At 54.4% G+C, this 14188-nt stretch carries 11 protein-coding genes and 1 riboswitch; of the genes, 8 read left to right on the forward strand and 3 right to left on the reverse strand.

Annotated elements, in window-relative coordinates; translation table 11 throughout:
* Positions 1-11: 11 nt before the first annotated feature.
* The 3 genes from H7846_RS08820 to H7846_RS08830 form a co-directional block, all read right to left on the reverse strand.
* Positions 12-2543, reverse strand: coding sequence for a transglycosylase domain-containing protein (locus H7846_RS08820; RefSeq protein WP_255460957.1), 2532 nt, complete (start codon positions 2541-2543; stop codon positions 12-14).
* An 84-nt stretch (positions 2544-2627) separates the two neighbouring features.
* Positions 2628-4433, reverse strand: a complete 1806-nt coding sequence (locus H7846_RS08825; protein ID WP_186696080.1) for a proline--tRNA ligase — start codon at positions 4431-4433, stop codon at positions 2628-2630.
* 131 nt (positions 4434-4564) lie between these two features.
* Positions 4565-5572, reverse strand: a complete 1008-nt coding sequence (locus H7846_RS08830; RefSeq protein WP_255460958.1) for a KpsF/GutQ family sugar-phosphate isomerase — start codon at positions 5570-5572, stop codon at positions 4565-4567.
* Positions 5573-5688: 116 nt separating this feature from the next.
* Here H7846_RS08830 and H7846_RS08835 point away from each other — a divergent pair, with 116 nt between their 5' ends.
* The 8 genes from H7846_RS08835 to H7846_RS08870 all read left to right on the forward strand — a co-directional run bounded on the left by H7846_RS08835 (position 5689) and on the right by H7846_RS08870 (position 14078).
* Complete coding sequence (locus H7846_RS08835) at positions 5689-6315, forward strand: TlpA family protein disulfide reductase (RefSeq protein ID WP_255460959.1); 627 nt, start codon at positions 5689-5691, stop codon at positions 6313-6315.
* Positions 6312-6797 carry a protein-disulfide reductase DsbD N-terminal domain-containing protein gene (locus tag H7846_RS08840; RefSeq protein WP_255460960.1) on the forward strand — a complete coding sequence of 162 codons (486 nt, stop codon included), beginning with the start codon at positions 6312-6314 and terminating at the stop codon, positions 6795-6797. Before H7846_RS08835 ends, H7846_RS08840 begins: the two co-directional genes overlap by 4 nt.
* Positions 6798-6880: 83 nt before the next feature.
* Positions 6881-8062: an alanine transaminase gene (alaC, locus tag H7846_RS08845; RefSeq protein WP_186696081.1), complete on the forward strand. Its 1182-nt coding sequence runs from the start codon at positions 6881-6883 to the stop codon at positions 8060-8062.
* Between the two features lie 138 nt (positions 8063-8200).
* On the forward strand, positions 8201-9175 hold the full coding sequence (locus H7846_RS08850; protein ID WP_186696082.1) for a glycosyltransferase family 2 protein: 975 nt from the start codon (positions 8201-8203) through the stop codon (positions 9173-9175).
* 161 nt (positions 9176-9336) lie between these two features.
* Positions 9337-9669: a YegP family protein gene (locus tag H7846_RS08855; RefSeq protein ID WP_186696083.1), complete on the forward strand. Its 333-nt coding sequence runs from the start codon at positions 9337-9339 to the stop codon at positions 9667-9669.
* Positions 9670-9791: 122 nt separating this feature from the next.
* A complete protein-coding gene (locus H7846_RS08860) occupies positions 9792-10763 on the forward strand; it encodes a quinone oxidoreductase family protein (protein WP_186696084.1) in 972 nt (323 codons plus the stop codon).
* A 158-nt stretch (positions 10764-10921) separates the two neighbouring features.
* Complete coding sequence (locus H7846_RS08865) at positions 10922-11281, forward strand: hypothetical protein (RefSeq protein WP_186696085.1); 360 nt, start codon at positions 10922-10924, stop codon at positions 11279-11281.
* 91 nt (positions 11282-11372) lie between these two features.
* Positions 11373-11569: riboswitch (cobalamin riboswitch) on the forward strand.
* Between the two features lie 37 nt (positions 11570-11606).
* Positions 11607-14078 carry a TonB-dependent receptor gene (locus H7846_RS08870; RefSeq protein WP_186696086.1) on the forward strand — a complete coding sequence of 824 codons (2472 nt, stop codon included), beginning with the start codon at positions 11607-11609 and terminating at the stop codon, positions 14076-14078.
* Positions 14079-14188: the final 110 nt, after the last annotated feature.

The following is a 14188-nucleotide window of genomic DNA, read 5'->3' on the forward strand; positions in this document are numbered from 1 at the left end:
CGGTGCAGCTTTTATTGCGGTTCGGATGGCTGCTTCTTGTCTCCGCCGCCGCCGAAGATCTTCTGGAAGATGTTTCTCTTTTTCTTAGGCTGTTCAGGCTGTTGCTCCTGTTGGGGGGGAGCGATTGGAACGGTTACAGGGTTTGCAGGAACAGGATGCTGCGGAGTCGCTGGCGGGTGCGGATTCGTAGCAGCAGGCGCCTGTGGAGAGACCTGCGCGGGATGGCTGCCGAACCCAAAGAGTTTCTGGAAGAAGTTCTGCGGATTCTCATTCATCTGAGAGCAGCTTCCTGTGGGTGCGGTGCCATCGAGGAATGCGACATTCATCGTACGGTCGGGACAGGCAGGATCAGCGAGCAGGCCGGAGTCGCGATCGATCTTGACGATGGTGATGCCATCAGGGGGAGAGAAAGGTTTTACATCCGAGTACTGAGGAAGCTGGATGGCCCGTTTCATAAACTCAGCCCAGATGGGCGCGGCGGCGCGAGCGCCTTCAAGCTGGGTTGGAAGCGTAGTGTAGTCATCGTTGCCGACCCAGACAATGCAGATGAGGTTGGACGTGTATCCCGCAAACCAAGCGTCGTGGCTGGTTCCGGTTTTGCCTGCAGCAGGGGCGCTGAATCCGCGGGCCCGGACGCCAGCCGCGGTTCCATAGTTCATGACACCTTCCATCAGCGATTGCGTAAGGAAGGCCGCACGTGGGTCCATCACCTGCTTGGCTTCGGGGGAGTAGTCGGCGACGATATCGCCATTTGCATTGCGAACCGAGGCCAGCATCCAGGGAGTAAGGTGGACGCCTCCATTTGCGAAGACACTATAGGCTCCCGCCATGTCGATGGGGGTGGCGTTGTAGGTGCCGATCGCAACCGAAGGAGTACCGCGGGCGCTGGTGATGCCTGATGCGCGGGCAAGAGCAGCTACATTGTCGAAACCTACCATCTGCGCAAGCTGGATGGTGGCGGCATTCAGGGAGTGAGCGAGAGCGTAGGCCGCGATAACATCGCCCTTATAGCCGCTGATGAGGTTTCGTGGAGTGTAGGTGCGGCCAGAGGCGTCGGTATAGGTTGTGGCTTCATCGTTCAGATGCGTGGCGGCAGTGAAGACCCCGGACTGTCCCAGCGAAGTGCCGTTCAGACTAGTGTTATAAGCCGCTGCATACACGAAGGGTTTGAAGATCGATCCGGTCGGCCGCTTAGCCATCGCATGATTTAGCTGCGAGGTGCTATAGTTGCGTCCGCCAACGAGGGCCAGAATCTGCCCGGTATGCGGATTTAGCGCAACCAGGGCTACCTGTGGATATGTTATCGGCGTCGTGCTCTTAGCGTGCAGCTTGTGAAGAATCTCATCGACGTTCTTCATGCCGATATCGACGGCTTCGGATGCAGCACGCTGAAGGTCGGGATCGAGCGAGGTGTAGATGCGAAGATTCTGATGTGCGACATCCTGATCGCTGATGCGCTTGACCAGCTGTTCGTGCACCAGGTCAACGAAGTAAGGCGCCTGGCTGGCTTCAACGTTCGGTGGAACAAGATGAAGAGGTTCTGCTTTAGCTCGGGTTGCTTCAGAAGAGGAGATTGCTCCTGTCTCTACCATCGAATCAAGTACAACATTGCGACGCTCGATTGCGCGTTGAGGGTGTCGATAAGGATTTCGATAGCTAGGATTCTGGAGCAGGCCCGCGAGCAACGCGCACTCTGCGGTATCAAGCTGGCTGAGATTCTTACCGAAGAACGCATGAGCTGCTTCGCCAAAGCCGTTGATTTCGTAGCTGCCCAGATGACCCAGGTTCATCTGGTTGGCATACATCTCGAAGATCTGCTGCTTGGAGAAGCGTGACTCAAGCTGAAGCGTGATCATGATCTCGATCATTTTCCGCTTGAGGTGTTTTTCGGGGGAAAGGAAGAAGCCACGCGCGAGCTGCATCGTGAGCGTAGAACCACCACAGCGCTTACGCCCGCTTACGATATCTTCGATGCCACACCGAGCAATGCGTAAAAAATTGATGCCGTTATGTTCGAAGAAGTTGCGATCTTCGATCGAGGTTACGGCCTGGACCATACGAGGAGGGATGTCTTTATAGGTGATCAGAAGACGCTTTGTGCGGCTGTTGTCTTCTGAGAGGGCCGTGATGAGCTGCGGCTCCAGCTCATATGCACTTAGCGGAGCTCCGTTTTCGGCAGTGATCTTCTGGACGACTCCGTTCTGCGTCGTGATGGTTGCGCCGTCTGTGGTGTGATAGCTCTGCGGCCCGGGCTTGATAAAAATGCTGTCGCCGTTGAGCTGAAATGTTCCAAGTTGCGAGTTGCTGTTATATCCCGCTCTCCGAAGATCGGTGGCAATCGTCGATACTGAAAGCTTTTGGCCGTCACGTACTTCGCGGGGCGCAGCGTAAATCTGTGAGACGTTTGCAAACAGCGGTCCTTTGGCCAACCGTTCGTCTACCACGCGTTCATATTTAAAGTAATAGTAGCCAAGCGTCGCCAAGCCGATGGCGATACACCCCAGAACTGCAATTGCCAGGTATCGCACGAATCGGTTGTCCAAGTGGAGTCTTTCCACGAGGTTCTTCGGAGAGTTGGTTTTATTGCTGCCGTATTTGAGTTTGACTGGCAAAGGGCTCTTTCTTCTTTAAGACGCTTTGACGGTATCAGGAAGCAAAGGTTGTAAGGAGGCTGTTACCTGATCGGCTACTGCCGAGGCAACCTGTTCCAGTGCAATTTCTTGCGTATGACGGTTCAGCCGATCAACGAATTCCACTTTTCCTTCTGTAACCCCGCGTCCAACGTTGATCCGGTAGGGAATACCAATCAGATCGGCATCCTTGAACTTCACTCCGGCACGTTCGTCGCGGTCGTCGAGTAGAACATCCAAGCCTGCCTTGGTCAGGTCAGCGGCGATCTTTTCGCCAGCAGCTAGCAGGGAAGCATCGGAGGTGTTGGTGATGGTCACTACCACCTGAAAGGGGGCAATTGCCGGGTGCAAAGCAAATGCCGAACCATCATTGGCTGCTGCTGAACCTTCGATCGCTGCGGTCAGGATACGTTCAATGCCGATGCCGTAACATCCCATAATCGGCGTTGCTTCTTTGCCATCGCGGTTAAGCACCCTGGCTCCCATCGCGTCGGTGTAGCGGCGCCCGAGTTTGAAGATATGGCCGATCTCGACCGCCTTGCCGATCCGAAGAGGAGAGCCGTCGATAGGATCTCCCTCGCCTTCGACCACGCTGCGCACGTCGGCGATCAGGGTCGGTTTGAAGTCACGTGTCGGAGTGACGTTGCGGAGGTGGTATTCCTCTTTGTTTGCTCCGGCGATCAGGTTGGTGCGGCCTTCCAGCGCTTTGTCGAGAATAATGAGCGTTCCCGGCTTCTTCGGATGCGGCGCTGCTTCGACTCCGATCGGCCCCAGATAGCCAGCCGGAGCTTTGAATACCTCAACGATCTCTTCTGCGGTCATCGGACGAATCTCTCCGCCTGCAAGCGCAGCCAGCTTTGTCTCGTTGAGGGAATGATCGCCGCGAAGAAAGACCACTACCGGACGGAATTTGCCCAATTTGGCATGATCCGCCTCTGATAGGGCAGCCATGTAGGCCATGGTCTTTATCTGATGCTGCGGCTGTACCTTTAGGAATCCGCCGACCTCTTCAATAGTCCGTTGTCCCGGCGTGTGTACCAGCTCCGGTTGTCCGTCACCGGTGGGAGCAAGATCTTCGACCGCCTCAAGGCGGCTGGTGGCTTTTTCGATGTTTGCGGCATAGCCTGAAGCCGAGCTGGCGATCAGGTCCTCACCAGCATCGGTGTAGACCATGAACTCCTGCGAGGCCGAACCTCCCATGGCGCCGGAATCCGCCTCCACGGAGACAAATTCCAAGCCGCAACGCGTAAAGATGGCGCGATAGGCGGCATCGTGCTTCCGGTAGCTCTCATCCAGGCCCGCCTCGTCGATATCGAACGAGTAGGAATCCTTCATGATGAACTGTCGCACGCGCAGCAGGCCCGACTTCGGGCGCGGTTCGTCACGGAACTTGGTCTGGATCTGGTACCAGATCTGGGGAAGTTGTTTATAACTGCGTAACTCATTGCGGGCAATCGAGGTCATCACCTCTTCGTGGGTCATTCCCAGGCACAGGTCGGCGCCTTTACGGTCCTTCAGGCGAAACATGTTTTCACCCATGACCTGCCAGCGGCCTGATTCTTCCCATATCTCCCTTGGATTCAGCGCAGGGAGCAGAAATTCCTGTCCGATCTTGTCCATCTCTTCGCGCACAATGGCGACGATCTTGTTGATTGACCGATTGCCGAGTAAGAGATAACTGTAGATGCCGGCGCCGAGCTGGCGAATATATCCGGCGCGGAGCAGCAGCTTGTGGCTGGCCACCTCTGCGTCAGCAGGGGCTTCACGCAGGGTGGGGATGAAGAGTTGCGACCAGCGATGCATACGTTCTGTTGACCTTCCAGCTCTTTCGATGAGCGCATCGAAGTGATCTTTCTATTCTACCGGGAAGAGGGATGGGACCATAGACGTAGTGGTACTTTCGCGAATAGCCCCTGCATGTCTGCGAAATCAGATCAGATCAGTTCCAGCGTCCACAGGTCATGCAGGTGCAGCACGCCTTCCGCGTGGCCGTTCGACGAGATCACGATCAGCGAGGTGATCTTCTTCTCCTCCATCAAGGCCAATGCAGAGGAAGCAAATGCATCGACAGTGATAGTTACTGGCTTTGGATTCATGATTTCGCCAGCTGTATGCTCAAGCGCCTGTCCGCCATCTCTTTCCAGCAGACGGCGCAGGTCGCCGTCCGAGATCATCCCCAGTAGCTGTCTGTCTTCCATTAGAACGGTGGTCATGCCGAGCTTCTTGCGCGACATTTCGTAGATCACCTGAGGCATTGGCGTTGCAGGCCCAACATGTGGCATCGCATCACCCGTATGCATCAGTTCACCCACACGCGCCAGTCGCTTGCCCAGCCTTCCGCCAGGATGCAGTTCGGCGAAGTCCTCTCGTCGCCATCCACGACGGCGACTGACCTCGAGCGCCAGGGCATCGCCGAGAGCGAGCATGACGGTCGTTGAAGCTGTCGGCGCGAGGTTATGCGGACATGCTTCGGTAGAAACGCTTGTATCCAGAACAATGTCGCTAGCCTGCGCCAGAGTGGATGCCGGATTCCCGCAGAGCGTAATTAACTTGTCTGCCAATCGCTTGAGCAGGGGAAGCAGTCGTAGCAACTCTTCGGTTTCGCCGCTTGCCGAAAGAGTGATAACGGTATCGCCGCGCGACAACATCCCCAAATCGCCATGTACTGCGTCTGCGGGGTGCAGATAATGTGCCGGAGTCCCGGTGGAGCGCAGTGTAGCGGCGATCTTTCGGGCGATGATGCCGCTCTTTCCAATTCCCGTAACGATCACGCGATTTTGCCTCGTTACTGCTTCCAGCAACAGGCTAACTGCCTGGTGGAAGGCAGGAAGCATGGCTCCGTCCAGGCGCATTGCCAGTTCCAGCAGAGAGCGCGCCTCGATGCGAACAAACTCCGAAGGTAAAGTGTGATCTCGTGCGGTGAGGGCAGCGTCGGACATCATTCCTGAACCTTTCCGATGCTAGCAGAGTCCTATCGATAGCCCGCCGGAAAGCGAAAGGGCTCGCTTTCCGTCTACACTAAAGAGACAGGCTCTGCGAAAGGAAGTTAGAAACGGTGATGCGTCGAGCGTTGGTTCTTGGGGTAATGGTAGTAGGAGTCGCCCTGCTTCTCTGGGCAGGGTGGCATAACCTGCGCGAGCGCAAGTTGGCCATGCAAAAGGCGCGAGAGAACCAGGTCGTCCTGATTCCGGACAGACAACAGTCCGAAGGGGGCGACGAGATGGCTCCCAAGATGCGCGGGAAGCAGGCCCCACAATTCTCGCTGACCAGTCTCGATGGCAAGAAGGTTTCGCTGGCTGACTATAAAGGACGTCCTGTCCTGGTGAATTTCTGGGCCACATGGTGCGGACCCTGCAAGGTAGAGATGCCCTGGTTCGAGCAATTCCGCAAACAGTATGCAGCCCAGGGATTTGAGATTCTTGGCCTGGCGGATGATGTTGACGCGGGCAAAGATGCCATTGCCAAGGTTGTCCAGAAAGCCGGTGTCACCTATCCAATCCTGCTGACGGATGGGAAGGTTCAGAATGCCTACGGTGGTCTGGATGTTCTGCCGATGTCGTTCTATATCGATCGTAATGGCGTCATTGTGGAGCAAACGGCTGGCCTTGGTTCGAAGGATCAGATTGAGGCCAGTATCAAGAAGACGATCGCTTCTGGACAGACGGCACAGGCAGGTGGAATGTGATTCGTTCTGTCGTGTTGACTGCAATCCTGGTGTGCTCGGGATGGGCTGGCGCTCAGCAGGGAGCGATGTCCATATCTCCGGCTAAAACGAAGCAATACATCACCTATGTGGCAGAAGAGCAGCGGCTGACAGCAGGGAAGAAGGGCGCCCTCGTGCTGCGGTTCCAGGTGAATGAGGGTTTCCATGTGAACTCGCACACTCCGAAGTCTGAGTTGCTGATTCCAACGAACATAGCATTTCAGCCTGCCGCAGGTGTGACCGCATCCCCGGTTGAGTATCCTACGGGCACGGCCTACAGCTTCAGCTTTGAGCCAAACGAAAAGCTTGACGTCTACACAGGCTCGTTCACGGTAAAAGTTCCCGTTGTGGTGGAGGCAGGTTCGCATACCATCAATGGCGTGTTGCGCTACCAGGCCTGCGATAAAGCGGCCTGTTACCCGCCGAAGAGCCTGCCTGTGCAGGTACTCGTTACTGCGAAGTAGCGTGGTTGAATTTCATTGAGGCTGCATGACTTTGCGGCCTTGCTGTGGTGCATTATCAATCAAGAGGGCAAGCGAGAAAGGCAATGGAAGAGTTTAGAAGACTGACCAGGCTCCCGGCGTATGTGTTCAACATCACCAGCGAGCTGAAGGCAGCAGCTCGTAAGCGTGGCGAAGACATCATCGACTTTGGAATGGGTAACCCCGATGGTGCAACCCCGAAGAACATCGTCGATAAGTTGATCGAGGCAGCGCAGAAGACACAGACGCATCGCTATTCGTTATCACGGGGAATTCCACGTCTCCGTCGTGCCATCTCCAACTGGTATAAGACTCGCTATAACGTTGATCTTGATCCTGAGACCGAAGCCATTGTCACGATTGGCTCCAAGGAAGGAATCGCACATCTCTGCCTGGCCGTGCTCGATGACGCTGATACGGTTGCGGTGCCAAACCCCAGCTATCCAATCCACATCTTTGGCCCAGTGATTGCGGGTTCCCGCGTGCAGAGCATTCCTATCGATGGTGCTACGTCCGACGAGTTTCTCGCCCGGCTCGAGCATGAGCTCCCACGTATGGAGCCACGCCCAAAGGTGCTGATTCTCAACTTCCCGGCGAATCCGACGACGCAATGCGTAGAGCTCGGCTTTTTCGAGCGCGTGGTGGCCTTATGTCGCGAACTCGGTATCTATATCGTGCATGATCTTGCTTATGCCGATATCGTCTTCGACGGCTACCGTGCTCCCAGCGTTCTCGAAGTTCCAGGAGCGAAAGAGATCGCTGTCGAGTTCTTTACTCTCTCGAAGAGCTACAACATGCCCGGTTGGCGTGTCGGATTTATGGTCGGAAATAAGAAGCTGGTTGCTGCACTTGGCCGCATTAAGAGTTACTTTGATTACGGAACCTTCACCCCGATTCAGGTTGCTTCCATTGCCGCCCTTGAAGGCTCACAGGAATGCGTAAAGGATATCTGCGAGAACTACAAGTCGCGCCGCGATGTCCTGGTTCCGGGACTGAACAAGCTGGGCTGGCCAGTCGAGCTGCCAAAGGCCACCATGTTTGCATGGGCAAAGATTCCGGAACAGTATCGTTCCCTGGGGTCAATTGAGTTCTCTAAAAAACTCCTTAATGAAGCAAAGGTCGCTGTCAGCCCCGGGGTAGGTTTTGGTGAACATGGTGATGGTTATGTTCGTTTCTCACTGATCGAAAATGAAGAACGGACTCGCCAGGCTCTGCGGGGAATCAAACAGATGTTCCGCAACGCATAAAGTATTTGTAATCAATCTATTTTTCCTCTTTATTGAGAATATTCTTTAGGAAGCCTTCGCCACGAGAAGGTAAGGAATCTGGTTCGATCATCGTTACTATCTCGTCACTAGAGCTTTATTCGGGAGTATCATCAAAGAGTGCCGAAATACTCGATCGTCGTTCCTTTCCATAACGAAGAAGACAATGTGACGACCCTTTATGACCGTCTTAAAGCGGTTATGGAGCATGTCGGCGAGTCGTTTGAGCTCGTCTTTGTCGATGACGGATCCCGCGATCGCACCTACCGCCTGCTTGAGGAGATCGCTGCCGTCGATTCGCGCGTTCTGGTCATTAAGCTGCGTCGGAACTTCGGCCAGACTTCGGCCTTGGCCGCTGGTTTTGATCACGCACAGGGAGACTTCATCCTGGCCATGGATGGTGACCTACAACACTCCCCCGCCGAAATTCCGAACTTTCTTGCCAAACTCGAGGAAGGCTATGACGTTGTTAGCGGTTGGCGCGCTCAGCGTGGCGATAACTTCGTTATGCGCCGCATTCCTTCGCGAATTGCCAATTGGCTTATGGCTACTCTGAGTGGTGTCAATATCCACGATTTTGGGACCACTTTCAAGGCGTATCGCCGTGAGGTCATCCACAACATCCCACTTTACGGAGAGATGCACCGCTTTATTCCGGCCTTGGCTTCTTGGTATGGCGCCAGCATCTGCGAGATTCCCATCTCCAATCCGAGCCGTCAGTTTGGCAAAAGTCACTATGGCATCTCTCGTACTTTCCGTGTCTTTTTCGATCTGCTGACCATCCGATTCCTGTTGAAGTATATGACTAGGCCGCTGCACTTCTTTGGAACGATTGGTGCGTTCAGTGCCTTTGCGGGATCGGCACTTGCTGCCTGGCTTCTCATCCTCAAGCTCATCACCAGCCAGCACGTTATGGATATGCATGGTCCGCTCTTCGTTGTCGCCGGAGTCTTGATTTTGGCTGGTGTTCAGATGATTGGGATTGGTTTGCTCGGAGAACTCCAGGTGCGCCACTTCCACACCTCGTCGCATCGCGCACCTTATGCGGTAGACCGCATCCTGCGGCTTCGGTCGGAAGAGAGTCTGCTGCAGTAGACTTCGGGTTTCTATAGCTGTTTTTCTATCGATCTGCCTCTCCATCATCAGAAAACTCGTGAAGCGGTAGCTGCTTCGTGTAAAGTGTTTGGCATCTGGAAGGTAAGGCCTTGCTCGCTATAGGCTTACCCGACCAGCTATCACGCACGATAGGAGAATACATGTCTGCACATTATGAATTGAAGCCGGCTGCAAACAGCCAGTTTATGTTCAACCTGAAGGCAGCCAATGGCGAGATCATTCTGACCAGCGAGACCTATAAGTCAAAAGAAGCGGCCCTCAACGGCATCGAGTCCGTCAAGAAGAACTCTCCACATGACGAACAGTACGAAAGGAAGAAGTCTCATTCCTCGCAACCGTATTTCGTATTGAAGGCCAGGAATCATGAGGTCATCGGTCGTAGTGAGATGTATTCCTCCGAAGCTGCCATGGAGAAAGGGATCGAGTCTGTAAAGAAGAACGGTCCTGATGCCACTGTTAAAGACATCACCTAGCTAATACCAAGATCTCACACTCTCTAACTTCTCTATGTGGGGAGCAGAAGGAGTTTCTATACCCTCACTCGACTGATGCTATTTTTGCGAGACGAAACAGCTCACTGCGGCATCCAAAAACCATGCAGGCGATACGCATTCTTCATACCGACGGGCCCGAAGCCCTTATTCTCCAGGATCTCCCCACTCCAGCTCCTGGGCCTGGCGAGGCTCTCATCCGCATTGAGGCATCGGGCGTCAACTTTATTGATGTCTACTTCCGTGAAGGCCGTTATCCTGCACAGCTTCCCTACACGCTCGGGCAGGAGGCAGCCGGGATCATTGTTGCGCTTGGAGAAGGTACTCCAGCCGACTTCAAGGTGGGAGATCGGGTTGCGTGGTGTAGCGTGCCAGGCACGTATGCTCAACTCGCTGTCGCTCCTGTCGAGAAGCTCATCCCCATTCCTGAGGGGGTCTCCTCACAGCAGGCCGCCGCTGCCATGCTTCAGGGAATGACCGCGCATTACTTGGCATATTCGACATACTCCATCCGTCCCGGCGACGAGGTTCTGATTCATGCAGGCGCGGGTGGAGTCGGTTTGTTATTGACCCAGATAGCCAAATCTCTCGGCGCGCGTGTCTTCACCACAGTATCGAACGAGGAAAAGGCTGAGCTCTCTCGTGAAGCCGGAGCAGATGAGGTCATCCTCTATACCCAACAAGACTTTGCCAAGGCCGTAAAAAGTCTGATCTCCGGACCGGGGTTGCACGCGGTCTATGATTCTGTCGGCAAGACAACCTTTGAAAAGTCTCTCTCGGTTCTGCGGCCTCGCGGTACACTTGTGCTCTTCGGCGGGTCCAGCGGCCCTGTTCCCCCGTTTGATCTCATCAAACTCTCCCAGATGGGATCGCTCTACATTACTCGCCCTACTCTTAAGGACTACACTGCTACCCGCCAAGAGCTCGAACAGCGTGCCAGCGATGTTCTTAATGCAGTTGCCTTGGGAGAACTCAAGCTTCGCATTGAGCACATCTATCCATTGATCAACGCTGCACACGCACACCGGGACCTCGAGGGCCGCAAAACAACGGGCAAACTTCTTCTGATCCCCTGAGAAATCTGAAAAAAGGTTCTGACTGCTCAGGAAAGCGGTGGCTAACGGGGTGAGTTCACCACCAATTACCATGGGGTGTCATCCTGAGCGAAGGCCGACGGCCGGAGTAGACGGATCTGCGGTTTTGCGATTGTACGAAAGCCGCTCTAGGAGTCTTCATGAACTCTCTTCGCGCCACCAATCTTCTCCTTGCGGCTGTTGCACTTCTGCTTGTAGTTCTCGTTCTGCGTCCGTTTCGTGAGCCTGACCCAGTCTTTGCGCAATCTCCCGATACGGATTACTTTTTCGAGCCTGGAACCTTTCTCGTACGTGCGCCGGATAATAGCCAGCAGGTCTATGCCAAGGTGGTCGTCGATCTGAGAAACGGCCGTGTCTGGGCGTTTCCCACGCTTACACCGCAGCCTTACCCCTCTGATCCTATTTACAATAAGCCACAGACTTCCCATCCCTTCCAGCTTGGTCGGTTTGCCCTTGAAGATACGAAGAAGTTCGTTCCCGAAGCGGGGGCGTCACGTTGAACCAGCAGCTCTTTGACTTCCTCTCTCCAAATGCCGCAAACTTGAAATACGCTGTTAACCTGCGGCTGCAATAAGTATGAGCCGCCATCTTTATCTTGTACCGCAACGAAATGTTCGGGAAGCGCGGTGAAATTCCGCCACTGCCCCGCAACTGTGATTCGCGCGCTCACAACGCAAGAGTGAATGCCGCCTGCTGGTTTCCACTGACGATCGTCGGGAAGGGAACAGCCATGATAGGTAGGCATGGAACGCGAAAGTCAGGAGACCGGTTTCGTTGTTGCACAATAGCCACGTTCCCGAGGGGGGAACGAGGAGTCGATCTTCCATGCATGCATCCGCGCGTTCGTCAGCGGCCCTGTCTATCTCTCGTCTCTTCGCTGTTTTTGCGGTCGGTTTTTTTGCAATCGCGTCTGCACACGCAGTAATTGTTCGCGGTACCGTTACGGATCCGCTCGGTGCTTCCATTCCGGGCGCTCGCGTTCAGCTGATTCAGGGCAAAGGGATTGCTGGTTCTGCTGTCAGCGGTTCCGATGGGTCTTTTGAGATTCGTAGCACAGCCTCCGGTCGATTTATCCTCTTGAGCTCGGCGCCAACGTTTTCTCCGGGGATCGGGCAGGGCTTCTATGGTGGACGCACCGACGTTGTTACGCGGAACGTCACCCTTGAGATCGCATCGGTTACGGCGCAGGTCACGGTCACCGCCACTGGAATCCCCACGCCCATTCAGCAGGCAAGCTCTGCCATTAATCTCATTCCGTTCAGCGCGCTTCAGACCCGCGTTGGTCTTATCGATGACCTCCGTCAGTCACCGGGAGTCAACGTGGTTCAGTCTGGACAGTATGGTGGTGTCAGCTCACTCTTTGTGCGCGGTGGAAATTCTGATGCCAACAAAGTCATGATCGATGGTGTTACTACCGAGGATATCGGAGGTCGTTTTGACTTTGGCACGGTCTCTTCGACGGCGCTTGATGGTCTCGAACTCTATCGCGGACCGAACAGTGTTCTCTATGGTTCTGATGCCGGGGCCTCTGTGGTCAACTTCACCTCACCTCGCGGAGCGACCCTTCGGCCTATTCTGAATTACTCTGGCGATGCGGGCAACTTCCACACCTGGCGGAATGAGGCGACTCTTAGCGGAACCCACAACAGGCTCGACTATTATGGAGCCTTCTCACGCTTCGATACTTCGAATTCGATTCCCATGGATCGCTATCACTCCTCCACAAGTGCGGCCAATCTGGGATACAATATCACCGCGAATACTTCCTTGCGCTTCACAATCCGCAATGGAGTTTCAGCGGTAGGGCTTCCCGGAGCCTATAGTTTTTACGGGATCGCATCGGCTGGGAAACAGTCTGACCAGGACCTTTATTCTGGAGCCACTCTTGAGAACCGCTGGCGTGGCAAATGGCATAACCTCGTTCGCTATGGCATCGCGCGTAAACGTGAACAGGCCGTTACTTTCTATCCTGTCGGCGAGGCCGTCGATTATCCCGGTTACGGTGGGTTTCCTGGATACACGCTTTATTACGGCAATACCGTTACTATTCGGGGTGCGAATGGAACCTCGGGAACAGGTCGCGCGTCCTTTCTCTTTGGAGGTACAGCGCCCACTGATCAGTCTTCGCTCCGCGATGAACTGTACTATCAATCGGACTACACTTTTTCTCCGCACTTTATCGGTCTGTTTGGATTTCGTTACGAGAATGAACGCGGCTCCTACAACAATCCGAATTACTTCGAATCCCAGGTTGTTAAGCGGACCAATTTCCAGTACACGCTTCAGTTCCAGGGAGATATAAAGAACCGCCTCTTCTATTCCTTTGGCGGGGCGATTGAGCGGAATAATCTTTACGGCACTGCTGGAACTCCCCGCTTTGGCCTGGCATGGATTCCGGTTCGTCCCGGCAGTGGCTTTTTCCACGGTACGAAGCTTCGTGCGAATGCCGCTACAGGCGTTCAAGAACCTTCGCTTTCGGTGGAGTTTTCATCGCTTTACAAACAACTGCAAGAGGCGGGCTCAACCGACCTGATCGATGCGTATCACGTTCGTCCGATTCAAGCGCTTCGATCTCGTACCTTTGATGTCGGTGTCGATCAGAATATCCTCGGGCAGATCCTAATTCTCAAAGCAGGCTACTTCCACAATCAATTCAATCGTCAGCTCGATTACGTTGATGCGGGGACTTTGAAGACGGTCTTTGGGATCGATACAGGTACCGCTAAACTCTATGGAGCGCTTCTCAACACATTGGCTTATCGTGCTCAAGGGTTTGAAGGTGAGCTTCAGTTTGCCCCCAGCCACAGTATCCTCTTGCGTGGAGGCTATACCTATCTTGCATCTCTGGTAGAGCAATCCTTCTCGACAGATGCCATTGCCAATGGTACTGCCGCTGTCAATCCTAATTACCCCAATACTCCTATCGGTTCTTCCTATCCGCTCGTCGGTCAACGGCCCTTCCGTCGGCCGCCGCAGACCGGCTTTTTTGCTGCGCAGTACACCACTACAAAGTTCTCAGCTGCACTCAAAGGAGCTTTTGCAAGCCGAGCGGACGATTCCACTTTCCTCTCCTACTTAGATTTCAATGGTGGTAACACTCTGTTGTTGCCTAACCGGAATCTCGATTATGGCTTTGCCAAACTTGATGCCTATGGAACATACGCAGTAACTCATCACGTGACCGCCTTTGCCGAGCTGAACAACCTGTTCTCGCAACAACACATCGGGCCAATCGGCTATCCCTCGCAGCCATTCACATTCCGTACTGGTCTCAAGGTCCGCCTCGGAGGAGACTAGTTTCGTAACCCTGCGGGGATGTTCCATAGTCGATTGTTATCTACTTGGAGCATCCAGCAGGATCTATTGCTACAAAAATCTCGACAAGAGACGAGGTGACGGCTCGTGTA

The organism is Edaphobacter sp. 4G125 (assembly GCF_014274685.1).
GTDB lineage: Bacteria > Acidobacteriota > Terriglobia > Terriglobales > Acidobacteriaceae > Edaphobacter.